A 21384-nucleotide genomic window follows, 5' to 3' on the forward strand; every position below is an offset into this window, starting at 1 on the left:
CGGCTACCAGTCGTAGTACACGTTCAGCGACAGGTTGCGGCCCGCCGCATCGACGCCGGAACCGTGGGTCCGGTAGGCCTTGTCGAACACGTTCTCCGCGGCCAGCCGGAGCCGCCAGTTCTCATCCGCACGGTAGGTGGCATCGAAGTTGAGCGTGGCCCAGCCGGGCGTACCCTCCGGGTCTATACGGACGTCGCGGATATCTCTGGACGCCAGCCGGTCCTGTTCGGCAGCGAATTCCACGTACGACTCCAGCGCCAGCCGATCGTCCGGCTCGTAGCTGAGCCCCACCCGGCCGTTCAGCGGCGGGATGCGATCCGCCGGCTCCGCCTCGCTGCCCGGCTCCCGTTCCTCGCCATAGGTGTAGTTCACGACGGCATCCATCCCCCACCGCTCGCCCCAGCTGAAACGCAGGCCGGACTCGATTCCCCAGATCTCGGCCTCGGCGAGGTTCCGGCTCTGGACGATATCCCGCCCGTCCGGGGTGGTCTCCCCGGTGAGGACCGAGGTTATCCGGTCCCGATAATCGAGCCGGTAGACCATCAGCTCGAACTGCCAGCCTTCTCCGGCCCCCTTGAAGCCGGCGTCGTACTGATAGACCTGCTCCGGCCCGAGGGAGGTGTTCGCGACGTTGAACCGATTACCCGGGCGCGGCCCGAGCGTGCCGAGGTCGAAGATGTTCGGCGCGCGGAAGCCCCGGCCCGCGTTCGCCACCAGGTTCCAGCGATCGGTCAGCCGATAGACCCAGCCGATATCGCCACTGATGTCGTCGGGGGTCAGCGTCGCCGCCGGAGAGGCCGCAGTCTCCGCCAGCTCGATGCGGGCCGAGCTGAAGCGCAGTCCGGCGGAGATGCCATGCCGCTCGCCGATATCGCGCAGCGCATGGACGTACACCGCACGCTGCTCCATCGTGGAGCCGTCGGGGAAGCGGGCGGCCACCGTCTCTGTTTCGCCGCTGGCGAGATCCAGCGCCACCCGCGTGCTGTCGACCGTGTCGTAGTACCACTCGGCCCCGTACGTCCAACTGGTCTCGCCCGCCTCGCGCGCGCCGTTGAGGGTGACCCCGAAAAGGTCGCTGCGGTTGTCCTCGAAACGGCGCAGGTCGGAGCCGGTCTCCCGGTTCCTGCGGTCGTCCACCACCCGCTGCCAGCCGAGGTCCAGGGTCCAGTCCGTCGCGAACGGTCCGTTGCGCCGCTCTCCCTGGATGTGGACGAACCGGCGTTCGTTGGGTTCGAAATAGAATTCGGCCGAGGAAGGCTCCGTCTGCCCGAAGCCGGGGACCAGTTCATCCACGCGCGGCGTCTCCGGCTGGCGCAAGTACTGCAGGTCGACGAACCAGCCCACGTCGGGCGAAGGCCGGCCGGCGAAGGCGAGGCGGGCCGCCTGCGATTCGAAGCCGCTCGGGCTGATCCGCTCCCCGTCGCCGGTGCGCCGATCGCCGATGTCGCGATAATCGATGCTTGCAAGCACGCCCAGACGCTCGGTCCCTACTTCCATGTCGGCGGCGACGTAGCGGGCGCGTTCCGCCGTATCGGCGCCCAGCGCCAGGCGGCCGCGGCGCTGATACTCGCCGCCCTCGAATACCGGCTTCCTGGACAGCACCTGCACCACGCCGCCCATCGCGTCGCTGCCATAGAGCGATGCCTCGGAGCCCCTCACGACCTCGATGCGTTCCACCCAGGACGGGGCTACCAGCGCCAGGTACTGGGTGGGAGCGTTGCGGAATATCGCATTGTTGAGGCGCATGCCGTCGACCAGGTGCAGTACTTCGGAACCCTTAAGGCCGCGGATGATCGCGACGCCCTGGCCGGGCGTGGTCTGCTGCAGGTACACGCCGGTGGTCTGGCCGAGCGCGTCGGTCACCAGGGTCTCGGCCGCGATCCGATCGGCAGATATGAGGGTGACGCCGGTCGGCACGTCGGTCACCGTGGTCGGGATCCGGGTGGCCGTCACCTGTATCTCGTCGATGGCTTCCTCCGCCGAGCCGGGAACAGTGATCAGGCCGATCACGAGACCCGCCGCAAGTAGCCGAAAAACCATGCCGTGACTTTCCCCGTTTTGGTGCAATACGCCGGTGGCAGACCACAATGCGGCCCCGGGCGCAAAGCGCGCTAGGATAACCGGGAACGCAGGGTCGCGCCCAGCATATACAGCCTGACCGGCCGTTACTGGGCTTCAGAGCGCTATGCTAGACTCCCTGCGCCTCGGGCGGCACGGCGGGCGGAGCGATGAGCAACTTCATACAGGAACTGCGCCGGCGAAACGTGTTTCGCGTTGCCGGCGTCTACGTCGGTGTTTCCTGGATTCTCATCGAAGCGGCCAGCGTGCTCCTGCCCACCTTCGAGGCGCCGGACTGGGCGCTGCGCTGGCTGGTCATCATCACGTTCATCGGCTTCCCGGTCGCGCTCGTACTCGCCTGGGTCTTCGAGATCACCGAGCGCGGCGTCATACGCGAATCGGAGGTCGACGCCACGACCAAGCCGCTGGTCGGCGGACGCCAGGCCGACTTCATCGCCATCGGCGTCCTCTCGGTGGCGCTGATCTTCTCCGTCTACCTCAATATCACCCGGACCACGACTGCGGAGCCGGTCGAAATGGAGCCCACGTCGGTGCTGGTCGCCGACTTCGAGAACGCCACCGGCGACCCCCTGTTCGACGGGCTGCTGGAGCAGGCCCTGAACATCGGCATCGAATCGGCGCCGAATATCACGGCGTACCTGCGCAACGCCGCCGAGACGGTGGCCAGGCAGGTCTCGCCGGATACGAAAGGCATCAGTGCCCAGGTGGCACGGCTGATCGCGGTCCGCCAGGGCATCGACCTGGTCCTGGCCGGCCGCATCGCACAGGCGGGCTCGGGCTACGAGCTGAGTCTGCAGGCCATCGACCCGCAGACCGGCGAGGTGGCCTCCGAGAGCAGCCACGAGGCCAAGGCGAAAGACGCCGTACTCGCCGCCGTAGGCGAACTGTCCGGCGACATCCGCGAGGCGCTGGGCGACGTCACCCTGAAGAGCGGAGAGGAGGCCACGGCCGAGACATTCACCGCAGCATCCATCGAGGCGGCGCAGGCGTACACGACCGCCATCGACCTCGCGTACGAGGGTGATCACGACAAAGCCATCGCGAACTTCGAGGCGGCGACCGAAATGGACCCGCGCTTCGGCCGCGCCTACTCGGGCTGGGCGCTCAGTGCCTTCAAACTGGGCCGGCAGGAAGAGGCGGAAGAACTGTGGAAGAAGGCCCTGTCGCTGATGGACACAATGACCGAGCGCGAGCGGCTGCGCACACAGGGTCTCTATTATTCGGTGGTCACCGGCAACATTGACAAGGCCATCGAGAGCTTCGAGCGCCTGGTGGAGAAGTATCCCGCCGACGCGGCCGGCCACAACAACCTGGCCGTGTCCTACTTCCTCGGGCTGGAATTCGACAAGGCGGCGCAACAGGGCAGCCACATCCTCCAGATCTACCCCGCCAGCGAACTCTATCGCACCAACTATGCGCTCTATGCAATGTACTCCGGGGAGTTCGAGAAGGCGAGAACGGAAGCGCAGAAGGTGCTCGAACGGAATCCGGACTACGGCTCCGCCTACCTGCCGCTGGCCATCGGCGCGCTGGCTCAGAGCGAGCCGGAAGCGGCGCGGGAGGCCTACCGCAAAATGGCGGAGGCCTCGAAGAGCGAGCACGGCCCGTCCCTGGCCAAGCTGGGCCTGGCGGACATCGACATCTTCACCGGCCGCTTCGACTCCGCCCGCCGGATCCTCACGGAGGCTATCCAGACCGATGTCTCCAACGAGAACACGCGCGCGGCGGCCAGGAAATATCTCGCCCTAGCGCATGCCTGGCTGGCAGAGGGTCAGTACGACGAGGCCGTCGCCGCGGTGGAGGAAGGCCTCGCGCTGGCCTCCGGCCTCGGCGAGCGCGCGCCCGCCGGCATCATCTACGTGATGACCGGACGTCTGGAGAGGGCCGCGGAGATCGCGGACGATCTGGCGAGCCAGCTACAGCCCCAGAGCCGGGCCTACGGCCTGATGCTGAAAGGAATGATCGCCCGCGAGGACGGGGACTACGTCACCGCCGTGGACAACATGCGCGAAGCCATCGAACTGGCCGATCTGTGGCTGATCCACTTCGAACTCGGCCAGACCTACCTGGCCGGCGAATACTACGCGGAGGCGCTGGACGAGTTCACCGTCGCCGACCAGCGCCGCGGCGAGGCGTCCGCGGTCTTCCTGGACGACATACCCACCTATCGCTACATGGCGACGATGCCCTACTGGCAGGGCCGCGCCCAGGAGGCGCTGGACATCAAGGCCGCCGCTCACGAGAACTACCGCGCGTTCCTCTCCCGCTGGGAGAGCGGCGGGCGCCTCGTTGAGGACGCCCGCCAGCGGTTGCCATGACGGCCCCGGCGGCCGGCGCTAGGGCTTGAGCTTCAACTCCCCGTACTGCTTCTGTCCCGTGGTCACGTCCTCCACCATCGCGCAGTAGAACGTGCCGCCCCGCTCCGCGGGCAGATCCTGGCCGTCCGGCCCCACCGCCTGCCAGTTGAACTGCCAGGTGAAATCGTTCTTCTGGCGGATGCCACTGGAGCCCGGATCCTCGTTCACCACCGGATTGCCCGGGTCCGCACAGGGCGATATCTGGATGCGCTGACTGGCCGGCCCGGTGTCGATCGGCGTCCCGTCGGCGCCGAGCCATGCCCAGACCAGCGGGATGGATGTTCCCGACTTGAGATTGTTCGGGTTCTGGGTGGTCGTGATACCGCTCGCGTCGAGGCCGACGGTGACGGTGAATCCGGCGGTGGTCTCGTTGCCGGTGTCGTCCGTCGCCGTGCAGGACACCGCGGTATCGCCGAGCGGGAACATGCTGCCCGAGGCCGGCGCACAGGTGACATCCACGTCGCTGTCCACGAGATCGCTCGCGGTCAGGTCCGCGTCGTAGTCCACGACCGCACCATCGGCACCGGTAGCGATTACCGTGAAGTCTGACGGGACCGTCAGCGACGGGGCGGTGGTATCGACCACCTCGACGCTGAACGTGCCGGTAGCGCTGTTACCGCTGTCGTCTGTCGCCGTGCAGTTGACCGCCGTCGTACCCAGCGGGAACGTGCTACCGGAGGCCGGCGTGCAGACGATCTCGACGTCGGTGTCGACCGTATCGGTGGCCGTCACGTCGTAGGTCGCCGGGTCGTCGAAGTCGACGATCGCGCCGCCCGGTCCGGTGGCTTCCACGCCGTTGACATCGCCGGGCACCGTGATGCTCGGCGCCGTCGTATCCACGACCGTCACCGAGAACGGAGCGCTCGCCGCATTGCCGGAAAAGTCCGTGCCGGTACAGGTCACCGATGTCGTACCCACCGCAAAAGTGGCCGACGTCGTAATGACCGTACCGTCGGCGTCCAGCGTACAGATACTGCCGGGCGACGGATCGTAGAGATCGACCGCGCTGACGGTGAAGGAGACCGTAGCACCCAAGGGTCCGGTCGCCTCGACGGCGGAGGTGTCGACCGGCGTCGTGGAAACCGTGACCACCGGCGGCTTCGTGTCGACCACCGAGACGTCGAAAGCGTCGATGACGCTGTTGCCGCCCTGGTCCGTGGTCGTGCACGACACGCCCGTGGTACCCACGTCGAAGGTGCCGGTAAACAGACCCGGAGTGGCCGCACCCTCGACGGTGGCACCGGTTGCCGAACAGCTGGTCTGCGTGTCCGTATTGTCGGTGGCGGAGACGGTGAAGTTCACCGTGGCGCCATCGGGACCCGTCGCTTCGATGCCGGCGAAGATACCCGTTACGGTCGTCACCGGATCCGTGAAGTCGTCGACAGAGACGGTGATGCCGGCGGTGGCGATGTTGCCTTCCGTGTCGCTGGCCGTACAGGTGACGGCGGTATCGCCGAACGGGAAGAGAGTGGTGCCGTCCTGGATCGTGAGCGTCCCGGACGTACAGCCGACGCTGGCCGGGTCGAGATTCGGATCGCTGACCGAGATGGCATCCGGCAACGTGCCGGGCGTCGGCACGGGCGCGCCCGCGGGCGACGTCGCCTCGTAGGTCACCGTGCCGCCGTCCGCCGGGAAGAACTCCGGCGGTATCAGATCCGGCGGGGCGATCTTCTCGAAGCCGGTGTCGATGCAGTCGATCTGCTCGCTGAAGTCGGGGTCGCCGGGCTGCCCGGTATCAACGTCAAGACTACTGCAACCGTGGGCCGCGGCACCGAACGCCACCTTCACCGCGATGCCCTTGCCGTCCTGGGGTGAACACCCGGCCGGCAGAGGGTCACCGTTCTCCGCCGCCTGGTAACAGGCGTCGAGACGGTGCAGCTCGGTCCTGGCCGCGCCGGTCGCCCAGATCCGGGCGGTGATGATCACCTGCTCGCCCGGCTGTGCCGCGAACGACAGCGCCCCGTCGTAAGGATTCTGATTCTCCGGCGTGAAGGCCGTCGGCAGCGAAACATCGCCGAGGCTGCCCGCCTGCAGACCCGGTGCCTGCAGGCCGGGGGCTACCAGGTCCGCCGTGGCCAGTATCTCGTTGTCCGAGGTTGGCGCCAGGAGACACAGGCCGTCTGTCGCCGCGCTCAGCACCGTCGTGTTCTGGATGCTCGGCGACCACGCGATCAGCTGGACCTGGTGGCTGTCCGGGTCGAGCCCGAACAGCGCGACGTCGCCGGAATAGGTAGTCGTCACGTTGCCGTCCGCCGCCACCACGTACACGACGTCCTGATAGACGATGTCACCCTCGGCCGCCGCCTGCAGGCTCGGCGCCTGGAAACCCGGCGCCTGCAGGCCCGGACTAGTCAGCGACCCCGCCTGGTAACCGGGCGCCTGGAAGCCCGGGGCCTGGTATCCGGGCGCCTGCAATCCCGGCGCCTGATAACCCGGCGCCTGAAAGCCCGGGGCCTGGTAACCCGGCGCCTGATAGCCAGGGGCCTGCAGGCCCGGCGCCTGCAGGCCCGGTGCCTGCAGTATCGGTGCCTGCAGCCCGGGTGAGGCGAGGCTGATGTTGTGCGCCTCGGCGTTCTCCACCGAGTCGCAGGCCGGGTCGTAGTCCGGCGACGCCGGATCGGTCCTGCCCTCGCAGAACACCGGATCGAACAGCTTGCCGTCACTCAGTTCCACGGTGCTGACGAGCCCGCCAAAGGAGACGCCGTCCGCCGGGCAGGATCCTTCGTAGGCATTCACCCGGATGACGGTGCTCGCGTCGCTGCTGGTGACGAATGCCGAGCGCGCCGCCGAGGCCTGCGCGGCCACGGGCACTTCCACCAGCGTCCGCCGGGGCGCCTCCTGAAGGAGGATGTCGTCGAAATAGTTGAACGCCGGCAGCGGATCGAACGAGGCGCGCGCCGGGCTGCAGGTGGCCGGCGACGTACACAGGTAGTCGGCCGGCTGGTTCATTATCTTCAGGCAATAGGACGCCGGCTGGTTCCCGGGGTTGCTGATCACCAGCGGGAACATGCGCTGCACCGTGTTGAATCGGCGACTCTGGGTGAGCGCGACCAGTGTCGGCACGTCCTCCACGAGGGAGCTGTAGACGTTCGTGTCCCGGCTGCGGCTGAGGCTGAAGTTCACGGAGCTGCAGAAAGCCGGCGAGTCGTCCGGCTGGGTCGGATCGTCGTCGGGCTCGGTCACCGCCTCGAGTTCCGGCGTCTGCCTGGGCTGTCCGGCCAGCGTCGCCTCCGCGCCCTCTTCGTCGTTTGCAGCCTGGAAACCCGGCGCCTGGAAGCCCGGCGCCTGCAGGCCCGGAGCCTGGAGCCCCGGCGCCTCGGTACCCTGGACCGGCGCGAACAGGAGCTGCGTCGCGAAAGGATCGCCAATGCGGATGTCCCGGTTCTCGCCCCAGGCCACGAAGATATTCTCTTTCGCTATGAAGCTGCCGCCTTCGTCAGCCTGTTCCGGCAGGCTGTTCTGGATCCAGCGTCCGCTGGGAGTCTTGCGCAGCAGGGGTGTCGCGATGGAACCGTAGTCGCCGTTATAAGCCAGCGTGCCGCTGGCGTGGGTGCGCAGGTTCAGACGATTCGTCTGCGCCTCCTGCACAGTGCCGTCGGACAGCACGATGGTGTCGTAATTGGAGACGCGCACCGGCGATAGCTGCCCGTCGTCGATCGGCTGCTTCGGCGTGCAGGCGCCCTGAGCCGAGGTCGCCGAACACCCCTCGATGCGGGTCATGTACACGTCGGCGGAGCGGAAGACACGTACTCCGGGAACGTTGTAGTCGTAGATCAGCGGGATCTCATCGGCAGGGCGCACCCGGGAGTCCTCCTCCCGCCGCGTGTCCCACCAGGCGACGTCCACCCGGCCCTTCGTCCCGTGGGCGAACGGCAGGACCTGATAGCCGGTCGGGCTGTCGTCCGTATTCGGGTCGATGGCAACCGGCCCGCCGGCACGGAATATGCCGCTGCCGTTCCCGCCCAGATTGAGGTCGAGGATGAACGGCTCGTCCGGATGCTCGGCGCTGCCATACCAGTTCTGGCCGTCCGTCGAGGACATGCCGACGATGCGCGGGATACCCGGATAGGTGCCCGGCGGTGCACCGGCTAGCTGCTCGCAGCCGCCGACGGCCGCGGTGCTCCGCCACCGTTCTTCAGACTCGTCGTAGACCACGCGATCGGCCGAGAACACCCATACGCGCTCGCCATCGTCCGCCATCCACGGGAAGGTGAAGTTGCGGAACGTGGCGCCGCTCGCCTGCTGGTCGAACGGACAGATGGGGAAGGTGGTCTTCGTCTTCGCCCAGGATTTGCCGAGATTGGACGAGAACGCGTGCACGATGGCGTCGGTCTCGTTGGAGTCACGGCTGCGCCGGTAGGTGAGCGAGATGCCCTCGCCCGGCAGGTAGGCGAGGGAGACGCCGGTGACGATGTTCAGTTCCTCGGACACCTTCTTCGGGTTAGCACAGGTCGCCCCGTTGTCCTCGCAGACGATCGCGTAGAGCTTGACGGACTTACCGGAGCCCGTGAAAACGGAATAGGCGACCACGATGACGCCGTCGGGCGTGGTGACCTGGATCGGCTCCGCGACCCCTTCAACTTCGATGGACTGTGTGATCTTCGGCTGTGACTCGCCGTTATCCCCGGCCTGGGTTTCGTTGACGACATAGAGTGACGCCACCTTGTCGATGAAACGACCCTCCGTGCCCAGATCGATGATTCGAACGAATGTCTCCGGCTTGTTGAAGTCGCCGTCTTCCTGGTTGAAGTCGACGTAACGCTGCAGGGCGAGCACGCCCTGATCGCTGTCTCTGAAGCTGGCGATGTACGACAGCACCGACATGCCCGGCGTGCCCATCCCGGGGATCGCTACCAGTGCGGGATCCGCCGCGAAGCCCTGGCCGATGGACGACGTCGGATGGCCGACGTAGCCCGGCGCGAGCCGGCTCTTCCAGGTCTTGCCGAAGTCGTTGCTCTCGGCCACGCCGATCCAGCCGTCGCCCTGGATGGAGGGCCAGTCCGAGGCACGCATGTCGTTGAAGGCACAGAGTACGTAAGCTGGATTATTCGGCCTGACGACGCATGACGGCTCGTGCTGCTGCTTCAGGCGCCAGTCCGGGATGCGGTCGAAGTCAGGGTCCGGCGTCGGGCCGACGATGTTGACGTTCGGCCCCGGCGTGACGAACTGCTGTTGCTGGGCCGGCGCATTGACGCCGATAAACAGCAGGATCATCAGAGGCAGAAACAGGACACCGGCCCGGGAACCCCGGCGGGAAAATGCGTTGCGCATCACGTTCTCCAGGCCCCCGGACAGGGGAGACTTGTTGTTATTGGTATATCTGGGATCAGTATAACCACAGACTTGACTGACTGGAAAATTTGTGTCGCGAAGGAGTCTTCGGAGCCTTTCCAATGCGCAGGGAAAAGACAGGCAATAATCGACAAATCCGTTTTTTTTCAGGGATTTGTCTTTCGATGCTGCCGCTCGTCCTGGGCGCGTGCGGCGGCGGCGAACCGCCGCCGGACGACGGCCGCGCAGCCGTTCCCGCGCCCCGGCCCGGTCTCTGGCAGGGCACCTTCCCCTGCGCCGACTGCCCCGGCATCGAGGTCACGTTGTGGCTGCGCCCGGACGGTGCCTTCTTCCTGCGCCAGCACTACCTGGCAGATGACGGCGGCGGCGAGCGCTACTACGGCCTCGGGCGCTGGGTGTGGGTCGACGCCGAGCCCGAGCTCCGGCTGCGCAGCGGCGGGCCCGAGCGCGTGTTCGACAGGGCCGGGCCCGGCCTGCTGGCGATGCGGGTGGCCTCCGACCTGCCCCATCGCCTCGAACGCAGCGGCGACCTCGCGCCGTTCACCGACACGATCGTGCTGGAGGGCGAATACCGGGTCGCCGACGGCGAGCGCCGTTTTCGCGAATGCCGCAGCGGCCTCGCGTGGCCGATCGTCCCGCGGGGAGATTATCGCCGGCTGCTGCATCAGTACGGCCGGGTACCCCGTGGCGAGGATGCGCTGGCGACGGTCCGTGGCCGTCTCGAACCGACGGCGGGAGGCGACGTTCTGTTCATCGAGGAACTGGTGCAGTTGCAGCCCGGGCGCCGCTGTCCCTGAGCAAAAGGAAAAACGAATGCCGGGTCCTGTTGCACGGCGGCCGGAAGTGGTAGCTTTCGCCGCTTGTGTCTGAAGGGCGGAGACCGGCGAATGGCCCATCCGCAACGTATTGTTATCCCGATGGTCCTCCCGATAGTGCTGGCCTGCGCCGGCATGCTCGTGCTGTCCGGCTGCGGCGAGTCCGAGCAGACCGCGGCCGATGCGACCGATCCGGCGGCACCCGCCGCTCCCGCGGGCGCCAAGGTCTACCGCCACTCCCTGGACGGCGCGCCCTCCACCATCGACCCCGTCCAGTCTTCCAACATCTACGCCAATACGGTCGTCCTGAACGCCTACGACACCCTCTACCGGTTCAAGTACCTGGCGCGGCCCTACGAGGCCACCCCCAACCTGGCCGCGGCGATGCCGGAGATCTCCGGCGACGGTCTGGTCTATCGCATCCGCCTCAAGCAGGGCGTGCACTTCATCGACGACCCGGCTTTCCAGGACGGCACCGGCCGCGAGGTGACGGCCGAGGATTTCGTCTACAGCCTGAAGCGTCATTTCGACCCGTCCCAGCGGCCTCGGGGGGCGTGGCTGTGGCAGGGGCGTATCGTCGGACTGGACGAATGGAAGGACGCCGGTTCGGACTACGACGCCGAAGTCGAGGGCCTGCGCGCCCTGGACCGCTACACCGTGGAAGTGCGCCTGACCAATCCCTATCCCCAGTTCGTCTACACGCTCGCCCAGGGCTATGCCGCGGTCGTGCCGCGGGAGGCGGTGGAGAAGTACGGCCGCGAGTTCGGCTCCCATCCGGTCGGATCCGGGCCGTTCCGTGTCATCTCGTACGACTCCTCCCGGGTGGTCTACGAGCGCAACGAGGATTTCCGCCAGGAACCGGTGGACCTGGCCGCAGAGGGCTACGACCCGGCCACCCAGGCCTACACCGGCGTCGAGGCCATCGAGGGCCGCTCGCCCCCGTTCGTCGACCGCCTGCAGATCGATTTCATCACGGAAAATGCCGCACGCTGGAATTCCTTTACCAAGGGCAATGAGATCCAGTACCTGACGGTGCCGAACGAGCAGGTGGATCGGATCCTGGCTTCGAAGGACCCGATCACGCCCACGCCGGAGATCGCCGCCCGCTACCACATGCACCACGGCGTGGAGGCGGGATTCGTCTTCATGACCTTCAACATGGATTTCCCCGAGATCGGCTACAACGACGACCCGGAGCGCGAGCGGCGCAATCACGCCCTGCGCTGCGCCATGATCAAGGGCTTCGACTGGTACCGGCGGAACGAGAGCTTCTACTTCGGCCTCGGCCAGGTCTTCCCCGGCGTGATCACCCCGGCGGTACCGGAGTTCGATCCCGACCTGTCCCGCGACAGTGTCACGCTGGACATCGAAGGAGCGCGCCGGCTGCTGGCCGAGCACGGCTGGAACGCCGACAACCTGCCGGAGCTGGTCTACGGCGCCCAGGCCGGCGTCAGCCAGCGGCTGTTCTACGAGCAGTTCCGCGGTTTCATGAAGAAGATCGGCTATCCCCGGGAGAAAATCGTGCTGAAGCAGTACGCGACTTTCGGGGATTTCATCAAGGACGTCTCCCAGAGCCGCCTGCCGCTGGTCGCCAAGGGCTGGGGACTCGACTACCCGGACGCCGAGAACACGCTGCAGCTGTTCTACGGCCCGAACGGCTCGCCGGGCTCGAACGACGCGAACTGGCGCAACGCCGAGTACGACCGTCTGTACGAGCAATCGGCGGTGATGCTGCCGAGCCCCGAGCGCACCGAGATCTACCGGCGCATGAACGAGCTGGTCATCGATGACTGCGTGGCCATCACCGGCCTGTCCCGCACCCGGGTCTACCTCTGGCACAAGGACGTCATCGCCATGCCGGACCGCCAGATCGTCGGCGGCTTCTTCCTGCGCTTCGTGGACATCGCCGACGGCGCCGGGGGAACCTGACGATGGAAGTCCTGCAGTACGCCGTCAGAAAGCTCGTCGGCGGCATCCCGCTGATACTGGGCGTCACCTTCGTGAGCTTCCTGCTGATGGTCTACTTCGGGCCCGACCAGACCTACGAGCTGCTGGGCAAGAACCCCACCGAGGAGCAGATCGCCGAAGTCCGCAGGGAACTCGGCTACGACCGGCCGTTCTTCGTGCGTTACGGCGAGTATCTGAAGGAACTCGTCACCCTGGACTTCGGCCTGTCCGACTCCACCGGCGAGCCGGTGAGCGAGATGCTCGGGCGCAGCATCCCCATTTCGCTGGCGCTCATCACGCCGGGGTTCATCCTCGGCAACGTGCTCGGCATCCTGCTGGCGCTGGTGGCTGCCTATCACCGCAGCGGCTGGATCGACAAGGCCATCATGGGTTTCTCGGTGGTGGGCATGAGCGTGTCGTTCCTGATCGTGATCATCGGCTTCCAGCTGTTGCTCTCCTCGAGCTACGGACTGAACCTGTTCCCGGTACGGGGCTGGGAGGTGAACTCGCTCTACGACTACGTCATGTACGTGACCGTGCCGACGCTGGCCACAGTTTTCGTGGCGCTCGGCTACAACACGCGCTTCTACCGGGCCGTGCTGGTGGAGGAGATGACGCGGGATCACGTGCGCACGGCGCGGGCCTTCGGCATTCCGCCGGGCAAGCTGCTGTACAAACACATCCTGAAGAACTCCGCCATCCCCATCATCACCCGCATCATGTTCTCCATCCCGCTGGTGATCGTGAGCGGCAGCCTGCTGATCGAGAGCTACTTCGGCATCCCGGGCGTCGGCAAGGTGACCTTCGACGCCATCACCACGGGCGACCAGCCGGTGCTGAAGGCGGTGGTCGGGCTCACCGCAGTGCTCTTCGTGATCACCCTGCTGCTGACCGACATCATGTACCGGGCCGTGGATCCCAGGGTGTCGCTGAAATGAGTGCCATACCCGAGACCTCGGACCAACTGCGCGGCGGCGCGGATCCCAACCCGTCGGCCGAACCCGACCGCGCCGAATCCATCTGGGGCAAGGCGGTCTACAAGTTTCGCCGCGACCGCGCGGGTATGGTCGGCCTCGGCGTGGTGTTCGCCTATTTCGTGATGGCCCTGGGCGTCTGGCTGGGCGTCTGGGGCATGGAGTGGAGCGACGTTGAGGGGCCCAAATGGGCGCCGATGAGTGCGGAGCACTGGTTCGGCACCAACATCATCGGCCAGGACATCTTCCAGCGGTCGGTCTACAGCACCAAGACGGCGTTCGAGATCGGTCTGATCGTGGCCGTGCTGTCCACGCTGATCGGCGCATTGTTCGGGGCCCTGGCCGGCTTCTTCAGCGGCACCTGGATCGACGAGATCATCCTGTGGATGAAGGGCGTGCTGGACTCCATCCCCTTCTATCTGTTCGTCGCCGCCGTGGCTTTCGCGCTGGAGGGCAACGCCTGGTCCATGCACGTGGCCATGGTGTCGGTATTCTGGACCACGACCGGCCGGCTGGTACGCGGCGAGGTGATCAAGCTCAGGAACTTCGAGTTCGTGGAGGCCTCCCGGGCCATCGGCGTACCCCAGACCACCATCATCTTCCGTCACATCGTGCCGAACACGTTCCACATCCTGCTGGTGCAGGCCACCATCGTGTTCGTGGCCGCCATCAAGTCCGAGGTCATCCTCTCGTTCCTCGGCCTCGGCGTGCAGGACGGCGTGAGCTGGGGGCTGATGATCTCCGAATCCACGCTGGAGGTGCTGGCGGGCTACTTCAACAATTTCGTCTGGGCCTCGGTGTTCCTGTTCGGCCTGGTGATGGCGTTCAACATGTTCTCCGACGCGCTGCAGGATGCGCTGGACCCGAAGAAGGTGGCCGAGTCGTGAGCGCCCGCGAGCCCGTACTGAGCGTGCGCGACCTGGTGGTGGAGTTCACCACCCGCTACGGACCGGTGCGTGCCGTGGACGGGGTAAGCTTCGACGTGTACCCCAACGAGACGCTTGGCATCGTGGGGGAGTCCGGCTGCGGCAAGACGGTGACGGGGCTGTCCATCCTGGGCCTCATCCCCTCGCCGCCCGGTCGCATCGTCTCGGGCGAGATCCGCCTCGCCGGCCTCGACCTGACGAAGATGCCCGAGGAGAAGCTGCGCGACCTGCGGGGCCACGAGATCTCCATGATCTTCCAGGAGCCGATGACGGCGCTGAACCCGGTGCTGACCGTCGGCAGCCAGATGGTCGACGTGCTGCGCCGGCACAAGCAATACACCCGCCGCCAGGCCCGGGCCGTGGCGGTCGAGATGCTGGCGCGGGTCGGCATCCCCGTGCCGGACAAGCGCATCGACGAATACCCGCACGAGATGTCCGGCGGCATGCGCCAGCGGGTGATGATCGCCATGGCGCTGTCGTGCGACCCGAAGGTACTGATCGCCGACGAGCCGACCACCGCACTGGACGTCACCACCCAGGCCCAGGTGCTGGAGCAGATCGTCAAGCTGCAGGAGGAGTTCCACATGGCGGTGGTGCTGATCACCCACGACCTGGGCGTGGTGGCCGAGACCTGCCAACGGGCGCTGGTCATGTACTGCGGCGAGGTCATCGAGCGGGCGGAGATCGACCGCCTGTTCGAGGCGCCCCGGCATCCGTATTCGCGTGGGCTGCTCGATTCCATCCCCCGACTGCGCGCCGAGAAACTCGCCGAGCTGCCGGTGATACCCGGCATGGTGCCGGACCTGATGCACCTGCCCCCCGGCTGCCGTTTCGCCGACCGGTGTCCGCGGGCGCAGGACGACTGCCGCCGTGAGCGCCCCTCCCTCGACGGCGGACCCGGCTCACCCGCTGCCGTCTCCTGCTTCCATCCGCTGGCCTGAGGACGCACCGTGCCGACCCCGCTGCTGAAAGTCGTCGATCTGAAGAAGCACTTCCCGGTACGCGGCGGGCTGTTCCGGCGCGTGCAGGCGTGGGTGCGGGCCGTGGACGGGGTGAGTTTCGAGCTGGAGCGTCAGCGCACGCTCGGCCTGGTGGGCGAGTCCGGCTGCGGCAAGTCGACGCTGGGCCGCGCGGTGCTGCGCCTGACCGAGCCGACCGGCGGCGCGGTGCACCTGAACGGCGAGGACGTCCTGGCGCTGTCCGCGGACGCCATGAAGGCGAAGCGCCGCGAGATGCAGATCATCTACCAGGACCCCTACGCCTCGCTCAGCCCCCGGCGCCTCATCGGCCAGACCATCCAGGAGCCGCTGGACGTGCACGGCATCGGCACCCCCGCCGAGCGCCGCCGGCGCGTGGAGGAACTGCTGGACATCGTCGGCCTCCGGAAGCAGGTGCTGTCGCGCTACCCCCACGAGTTTTCCGGCGGCCAGCGCCAGCGCATCGGCATCGCCCGGGCCCTGGCACTGAACCCGAGCTTCATCGTGGCCGACGAGCCGGTGTCCGCGCTGGACGTCTCGGTGCAGTCACAGGTGCTGAACGTCATCGCCCGGCTGCAGCGCGAGCACGGGGTCGCATTCCTTTTCATCTCCCACGACCTCGCCGTCATCCAGCACGTCAGCGACGACGTGGGCGTGATGTACCTCGGCGCGCTGGTGGAGTTCGCCACCAGCGAGGATCTGTACCGGGATCCGAAGCACCCCTACACCCGGGCGCTGATGTCGGCCATACCGGTGCCGGACGTGAAGCGGAAATCGAAGCGCATCGTGCTGGGCGGCGACGTGCCCTCGCCCATGCATCCGCCGTCGGGCTGTCCCTTCCATCCCCGCTGCCCGGAGGCGATGCCGCAGTGCCGGGAGGTGGTGCCGCCGAAGGTCAATGCGGGCACCGCCGCGAAGCCCCACTACGTGCGCTGTCACCTGTATACCGACGCCGGCGCGGCGCCGGCCTGAGGCCCGGCGCTCACCCCTGACCCAGCTTCTGCTCCAGGTGCTCGACGATGGCGTCGATCACCTTCAGGCGGGCGTAGTGCTTGTCGTCGCCTTCCACCAGAATCCAGGGCGCACCCCGGGTGCTGGTGTACTGGATCATGTCGTGTGCGGCCACGGCGTAGTCGTCCCAGCGTTCCCGGTTGCGCCAGTCCTCGTCGGTCAGTTTCCAGTGCTTGTAGGCCGACTCGGCGCGCTGGCGGAAGCGGACCAGCTGCTCTTCCTTGCTGACGTGCAGCCAGAATTTCATCAGTAGCATGCCGCGGTCCGTGATCTGCCACTCGAAGTCGTTGATCTCGTTGTAGGCCCGCCGCCATTCGTCCTCGCTGGCGAAGCCCTCCGTGCGCTCCACCAGCACGCGGCCGTACCAGCTGCGGTCGAAGATGGCGACGTGGCCGGCCCGCGGCAGACGCCGCCAGAAGCGCCAGAGATGATGCTGGGCACGCTCCTCCTCGGTGGGCGCGGCAAACTGATGTACCCGGTAGGTGCGCGCATCGAGGCCCCAGACGGTGCGACGGATGGCGCCGCCCTTGCCTGCCGCATCGGGACCCTCGAACACGAGCACCGTCGACAGCCCCTCGGCCGTGGCCTGACGAGCCAGTTCGCCGAGGCGGGCCCGGCGCTTCTTCAGCTTTTTCTTGTAATCCCGGCGCGGCAGGGCCAGGGAGAGATCCAGCCGATCGAATACCGTGAGCCTCCGGGCAGGATCTTCCTCGCTATCCTCGCGGTGGCTGGCTGCCGGCTCGACCTGACGCTCCCGCGCTGCCTGCCTCTCGTGCTGCTCCAGGTGCCGCCGCAATTCGGCGACGAGGATCTCGCCGACCCGCAGGTGGCGGAAATTTTCCTCGGCACCCTCGACGATGTACCAGGGCGCCAGCGCCCGGTTCGTGCGCGTGATGATCTTCTCGGCGGCGGCCACGAAAGTGTCGTAATTCTCGTGGTTGCGCCAGTCCTGCTCCCCCACCTTGTAGGCAAGCGCCGGGTCGGCGGACAACGCCTCCAGACGCTCTTTCTGGCGGTCGCGGCTGAGATGCATCCAGAACTTGAGAATCAGCGCACCGTCGTCGCCCAGCGCGTTCTCGAATCGGATGATCTCGCCCAGCCGGTCATCGAAGGCATTCTCGTCGAGTTCGCCGTAGACCCGCTGCAGCAGCGGCCGGGAGTAGCGCCCGCTCAGGAACAGGCCGATGCGGCCCTTCGGCGGCAGGTCCAGCCAGTAGCGCCAGAAGCGGGGCCGGGCGCGCTCCTCTTCGGTGGGATCCTGATACCCGATCGTGCGCACGAAGCGGGGGTCCATCCACTTGTTGAGGATGTTCACGGTGGTGGACTTGCCTCCGCCGTCGACACCGGCGAAGTCGACAATGACCGGGAAGCGGGCCAGCTCGAGGGTGCGGTACTGCAGCTCCAGCAGCTCGCCGCGCAAGGCTTTCTCGCGCTCCTTGAATTCGTCCTTGGCGACGCTCTGGCCGAGTTCGGCGGTATCGAACATGGCTGCTCCGTGGCAATCCGTAATCGGGTCGTAATATCGTATTCTAACGCGACGGACAGGCGCATAGCCCGGCGCGGTGCTAGGATGCTGGGCGGGCAAGGCGAAGCAAGCGCACCGGGAGTCGAGCATGGGAGATCAATCTGTCGCGAAGCTGGATGCCACCGCCCGGCGGCTCTACGAGGAAATCCACGCGCGGCCCTTCCCGAAGATCACCCCGCCCACCTCGGTCCGGCACCTGGTGACGATGACGGCGGATGTCGACGCGGACGACGTCGTCACTCATTTCTACGGCCTGATCGGCAAGACGCCGCCCGCCGACGCATCCGCGTCCAACACCCTGCTGCTGGAAGGCGACGGCTACGACGTGCGGCTCGAGCGGCACCGTGAGTTCTGCTCCTACCTGTTCATCTGGCAGCGCGAATCCCCGGACGGCATGCTGGTGCGCAAGCGGGTGGTGCCGGAGCAATGGATCGCCGAGCTGCCGGGCCGACTGATGATCCACAACAGCGTGAAACTGATCCCGGATGAATACACCGAGATCGACGCGAGCAAGGTCCGCGAGCACCTGGAGAATCACACGGTGACCGGCGCCCGCGTGATGGGCGGGCGCGCGACGGTCTGGACCAGTTTCCGGCTGCACAGCGACTCGAGCGCCCGCTACGTGGTCTTCGTCGGCGACCTCAGGCCGGCGCAGACCGGTCAGCTCCTGCAGCTGCTGGTGGAGCTCGAGACCTATCGCATCCTCGCCCTGCTGGGCTTCCCGCTGGCCCGCAGCATGACCGCCGAGCTCGCCCGCATCAACACCGGCCTGTCGGCTTTGCTGGAGCAGTTGCGCCACGCGGATACCATGGAGGCCGAGCGCGAGATCCTGATCGAGATCACCGAACTGTCGGGCAGCCTCGAAGGGCTGCAGACCCGCGCGAGTTTCCGCTTCGGCGCCACCCGGGCGTATTACCAGCTGGTGAACGAGCGGCTCGAGGCCCTGGACGAGGAGCCGTTCGGCCGGGTGCCGATGCTCTCGACCTTCCTCGGCCGGCGACTCGGCCCGGCCATGCGCACGGTGACGGCCATCCAGTCCGAAATCCAGCAGATCTCCGGGCGTCTGTCCTCGGCCACCTCGCTGCTGCAGGCAAGGGTCAACCTGCATCTGCAGGAGCAGAACAGGACGCTGCTTTCGTCCATGGATCGCCGCAGCCGCATGCAGCTCCGGCTGCAGACCACGGTCGAAGGTCTGTCCGTGGCCGCCATCACCTATTATTCCGTCGGCCTGCTGGACCGCCCTTACGGCCTGATGGAGCAGGTGGGGCTGGTACCGAGCGGCCGGGTGCTGTCGGCGCTGTCGGTCATCCCGGTGGCGGCGCTGGTGTGGTTCCTGATCCGCCGGGTGCGGCGGCGGGTGGAGAAAGAGGCCTAGAGGGGGGACGCGGCGGCGCTCCAGAACAAAAAAGCGCCGCACGAGGCGGCGCTTTTCCATCGGTGCGGTTTCTGGCCGACCGCTTGCCGATTCCTGTCTCCCGCGCCGGCCCTCAGGGGGCCAGGTTGGGATAATCCGGCAACATGCTCTGCCCGTTCAGCGGCTTGTTGACACCGCGGTGGCAGGTCGCGCAGTTCGCCTTCGGTGCGTCGCCCGTCGGCCCCAGCCGATTCTCCGGGTAGACGGGTTTCAGGGGCACCATGTACTCGGCGTTCAGATTCCGCACCAGATTCACACCGTGCCAGGAAGTGAGACGCTGAGGGGTGCTCTGATCCCACTGGGCGAAGGCGCGCGAGTTGTGGCAGAACGTGCAGTTCACGCCCAGCGAGGTGGACATGTGCATCATCAGGCCGTAGGTGTATTCCGTGGCCTGTATGCTCGCACCCTGGTTGTTCTTCTGCGGCAATGCGGTGTCGGCGATCACGCGGACCTGACGGTAGTCGTCGAGGAACTGCTCGAACGGGTCACCGGGCAGTGACGAATAGGCCACGGATGCCATCCCGCCGATGTTCTGCATGCCGTTGTCGGCCGTGAAGCCGGCAGCCGACTCGCGCGGCAGCTGGTCGAACCAGATCTCACCGGGCACGTTCTGGCCCCGGTGGCAGGTATAGCAGGTCACGCCGGTCTGCTTGACGTGGTCCTGCCAGTTGCCGTTGATGTCCAGGTTCATCTGCAGCATCCGCCGCGAGACCGTCTTCGTGTACAGCGAGTCGTCGGCGAAGTTCTCGCCGACGTGGCAGTAGTTGCAGCCCTGCTCCGGCGACACCCATTCGGTGATCGCCAGCATCAGACGCGTGAACTCGCCCACGGAGAGGTCGCCGAGCACCTGGACGTTCTGGTAGATGTCCCGTGCCTTCGGACCGTCGGTGCTCGTCGGCGGCTGAGGCACCGGCACTTCGTGCAGGTCCGCGTTCGCAGCGACGGTCTCGGGGCTGTTGACGAGCTCCATGCCCGTGCCGCGATAGCCGACCTGTTCGGTCTCCTGGGGCGGCCATTCGCAGCCGGCCGTGGCCAGCAGTACCGCGGCCGTCAACAGCAACCCTGCGGGTTTCATTGTCCAGTTTCTCATTGCGGACCTCCCGGCAGCATGCCCGGATCTGCCGGGACTTCAGGGAAGACCAGCGGATAGGCCGGAGCGATGCCGTGCTTGACACCCCACAGGTACCAGTTGTCCACCACCGTACCGGTCAGCAGGATGCCGATACCGCCGGTGAGCGGGCACAGCACCGCGAACCACCACGCCCAGCGGTGGATGGACTCGATGTTGGCGTTGAAGCCCATGGTCCACCGCCAGAATAGCCCCATGCGTTCGGAGGCGGTACCGCGGTCCACGATCTGTTCAACCTCCCGGTCGCCGCCGTAGCGTCCCGTCGCCAGCACCGTGGCGCCGTGCATCGCGAAGAGCAGCGTCGCACCGTAGAGGAAGACGATGGAGAGCATGTGGAACGGGTTGTAGAACAGGTTGCCGTAGCGGATCGAAAAGGCCGCGGTCCAGTCGAGATGAGGGAAGATGCCGAACGGCACCGCCTCGCCCCAGCTGCCCATCAGCACCGGCCGGATGAAACCGAGCACCAGGTACAGCCAGATGGCGGCCGCGAAGGCCCAGGCCACGTGGGTGCCCATGCCCAGCGCGCGGGCGCGCCGGTACATCCTGAGCCACCACAGCCCGATGGATGCGGTCAGGAAGAAACCCGCCAGCAGCCACCAGCCGCCTTCCGCCAGCGGCGGCAGACTCAGACCGTACTCCGGCGACGGCGGCTCGAGCGCGAGCCACGGCAGCTGTCGGACGAACTGGATCGGATCCCAGTTGACCGAGGCCCACATGTTCAGGCCGATGATCTCGATAGCGATGAAGCCGCAGATGAGCGAGGAGAGCCCCAGCCAGCCCAGATAGAACGGGCCCACCTGGGCATCGCCGATCTTGCCGAACCAGTACTGCAGTCTCGGTGACCCCAGCCGCGGCCAGCTGCCGGGCGGCAGTGCCACCCCGGGTTCGGGCGGCATGTTCACCTGCACCTGGGTAAATATGTTCTGGTATTGCGCCAT

General features: G+C 66.7%; 13 protein-coding genes. 8 read left to right on the top strand and 5 right to left on the bottom strand.

All coding sequences use genetic code 11. The features are described from left to right. Nucleotides 1–3: 3 nt before the first annotated feature. The gene (locus ACJMKX_RS04455) at nt 4–2040 is read right to left on the bottom strand and encodes a TonB-dependent receptor plug domain-containing protein (protein ID WP_405221615.1); all 2037 of its coding nucleotides are present in this window, start codon (nt 2038–2040) and stop codon (nt 4–6) included. A 188-nt stretch (nt 2041–2228) separates the two neighbouring features. Between ACJMKX_RS04455 and ACJMKX_RS04460 the strand changes: the two genes are divergently transcribed. After that, nucleotides 2229–4397 (top strand): tetratricopeptide repeat protein, encoded by a 2169-nt coding sequence (locus tag ACJMKX_RS04460; protein WP_405221618.1) that lies wholly within the window; start codon nt 2229–2231, stop codon nt 4395–4397. A gap of 18 nt (nt 4398–4415) precedes the next feature. Here the strand turns inward: ACJMKX_RS04460 and ACJMKX_RS04465 are convergent, their stop codons facing one another. Beyond that, nucleotides 4416–9707, bottom strand: coding sequence for an HYR domain-containing protein (locus ACJMKX_RS04465; protein ID WP_405221621.1), 5292 nt, complete (start codon nt 9705–9707; stop codon nt 4416–4418). A 185-nt stretch (nt 9708–9892) separates the two neighbouring features. Between ACJMKX_RS04465 and ACJMKX_RS04470 the strand changes: the two genes are divergently transcribed. From ACJMKX_RS04470 to ACJMKX_RS04495, 6 genes are all read left to right on the top strand, one after another. After that, nucleotides 9893–10525, top strand: a complete 633-nt coding sequence (locus tag ACJMKX_RS04470; RefSeq protein ID WP_405221622.1) for a copper resistance protein NlpE N-terminal domain-containing protein — start codon at nt 9893–9895, stop codon at nt 10523–10525. Between the two features lie 120 nt (nt 10526–10645). Next, the gene (locus tag ACJMKX_RS04475) at nt 10646–12472 is read left to right on the top strand and encodes an ABC transporter substrate-binding protein (protein ID WP_405221625.1); all 1827 of its coding nucleotides are present in this window, start codon (nt 10646–10648) and stop codon (nt 12470–12472) included. Between the two features lie 2 nt (nt 12473–12474). Next, a complete protein-coding gene (locus ACJMKX_RS04480) occupies nt 12475–13428 on the top strand; it encodes an ABC transporter permease (RefSeq protein ID WP_405221627.1) in 954 nt (317 codons plus the stop codon). After that, the gene (locus tag ACJMKX_RS04485; RefSeq protein ID WP_405221628.1) at nt 13425–14351 is read left to right on the top strand and encodes an ABC transporter permease; all 927 of its coding nucleotides are present in this window, start codon (nt 13425–13427) and stop codon (nt 14349–14351) included. The genes ACJMKX_RS04480 and ACJMKX_RS04485 overlap by 4 nt, the downstream gene beginning before the upstream one ends. After that, nucleotides 14348–15331 (top strand): ABC transporter ATP-binding protein, encoded by a 984-nt coding sequence (locus ACJMKX_RS04490; RefSeq protein ID WP_405221631.1) that lies wholly within the window; start codon nt 14348–14350, stop codon nt 15329–15331. The genes ACJMKX_RS04485 and ACJMKX_RS04490 overlap by 4 nt, the downstream gene beginning before the upstream one ends. Nucleotides 15332–15340: 9 nt before the next feature. Continuing rightward, nucleotides 15341–16339 carry an ABC transporter ATP-binding protein gene (locus ACJMKX_RS04495; protein ID WP_405221633.1) on the top strand — a complete coding sequence of 333 codons (999 nt, stop codon included), beginning with the start codon at nt 15341–15343 and terminating at the stop codon, nt 16337–16339. A gap of 10 nt (nt 16340–16349) precedes the next feature. Here ACJMKX_RS04495 and pap read toward each other — a convergent pair whose 3' ends face one another. Beyond that, nucleotides 16350–17864, bottom strand: a complete 1515-nt coding sequence (gene pap / locus ACJMKX_RS04500) for a polyphosphate:AMP phosphotransferase (protein WP_405221636.1) — start codon at nt 17862–17864, stop codon at nt 16350–16352. 127 nt (nt 17865–17991) lie between these two features. On the opposite strand from pap, the gene ACJMKX_RS04505 reads away from it, so the two are divergent. After that, on the top strand, nt 17992–19278 hold the full coding sequence (locus tag ACJMKX_RS04505; protein ID WP_405221639.1) for a DUF3422 family protein: 1287 nt from the start codon (nt 17992–17994) through the stop codon (nt 19276–19278). A 112-nt stretch (nt 19279–19390) separates the two neighbouring features. Here ACJMKX_RS04505 and pufC read toward each other — a convergent pair whose 3' ends face one another. Beyond that, nucleotides 19391–20407 (bottom strand): photosynthetic reaction center cytochrome PufC, encoded by a 1017-nt coding sequence (pufC, locus tag ACJMKX_RS04510; protein WP_405221642.1) that lies wholly within the window; start codon nt 20405–20407, stop codon nt 19391–19393. Then, complete coding sequence (pufM, locus tag ACJMKX_RS04515; protein ID WP_405221645.1) at nt 20404–21384, bottom strand: photosynthetic reaction center subunit M; 981 nt, start codon at nt 21382–21384, stop codon at nt 20404–20406. The genes pufC and pufM overlap by 4 nt, the downstream gene beginning before the upstream one ends.

The organism is Lentisalinibacter sediminis, assembly GCF_040706615.1.
Lineage (GTDB): Bacteria > Pseudomonadota > Gammaproteobacteria > Steroidobacterales > Woeseiaceae > Lentisalinibacter > Lentisalinibacter sediminis.

Excerpts from the sequence above, each read along its gene's own strand:
- ACJMKX_RS04455 (WP_405221615.1), bottom strand. The coding sequence starts at position 2,040 with ATGGTTTTTCGGCTACTTGCGGCGGGTCTCGTGATCGGCCTGATCACT.
- ACJMKX_RS04460 (WP_405221618.1), top strand. The coding sequence starts at position 2,229 with ATGAGCAACTTCATACAGGAACTGCGCCGGCGAAACGTGTTTCGCGTT.
- ACJMKX_RS04465 (WP_405221621.1), bottom strand. The coding sequence starts at position 9,707 with ATGCGCAACGCATTTTCCCGCCGGGGTTCCCGGGCCGGTGTCCTGTTT.
- ACJMKX_RS04470 (WP_405221622.1), top strand. The coding sequence starts at position 9,893 with ATGCTGCCGCTCGTCCTGGGCGCGTGCGGCGGCGGCGAACCGCCGCCG.
- ACJMKX_RS04475 (WP_405221625.1), top strand. The coding sequence starts at position 10,646 with ATGGTCCTCCCGATAGTGCTGGCCTGCGCCGGCATGCTCGTGCTGTCC.
- ACJMKX_RS04480 (WP_405221627.1), top strand. The coding sequence starts at position 12,475 with ATGGAAGTCCTGCAGTACGCCGTCAGAAAGCTCGTCGGCGGCATCCCG.
- ACJMKX_RS04485 (WP_405221628.1), top strand. The coding sequence starts at position 13,425 with ATGAGTGCCATACCCGAGACCTCGGACCAACTGCGCGGCGGCGCGGAT.
- pap (WP_405221636.1), bottom strand. The coding sequence starts at position 17,864 with ATGTTCGATACCGCCGAACTCGGCCAGAGCGTCGCCAAGGACGAATTC.
- ACJMKX_RS04505 (WP_405221639.1), top strand. The coding sequence starts at position 17,992 with ATGGGAGATCAATCTGTCGCGAAGCTGGATGCCACCGCCCGGCGGCTC.
- pufC (WP_405221642.1), bottom strand. The coding sequence starts at position 20,407 with ATGAGAAACTGGACAATGAAACCCGCAGGGTTGCTGTTGACGGCCGCG.
- pufM (WP_405221645.1), bottom strand. The coding sequence starts at position 21,384 with ATGGCGCAATACCAGAACATATTTACCCAGGTGCAGGTGAACATGCCG.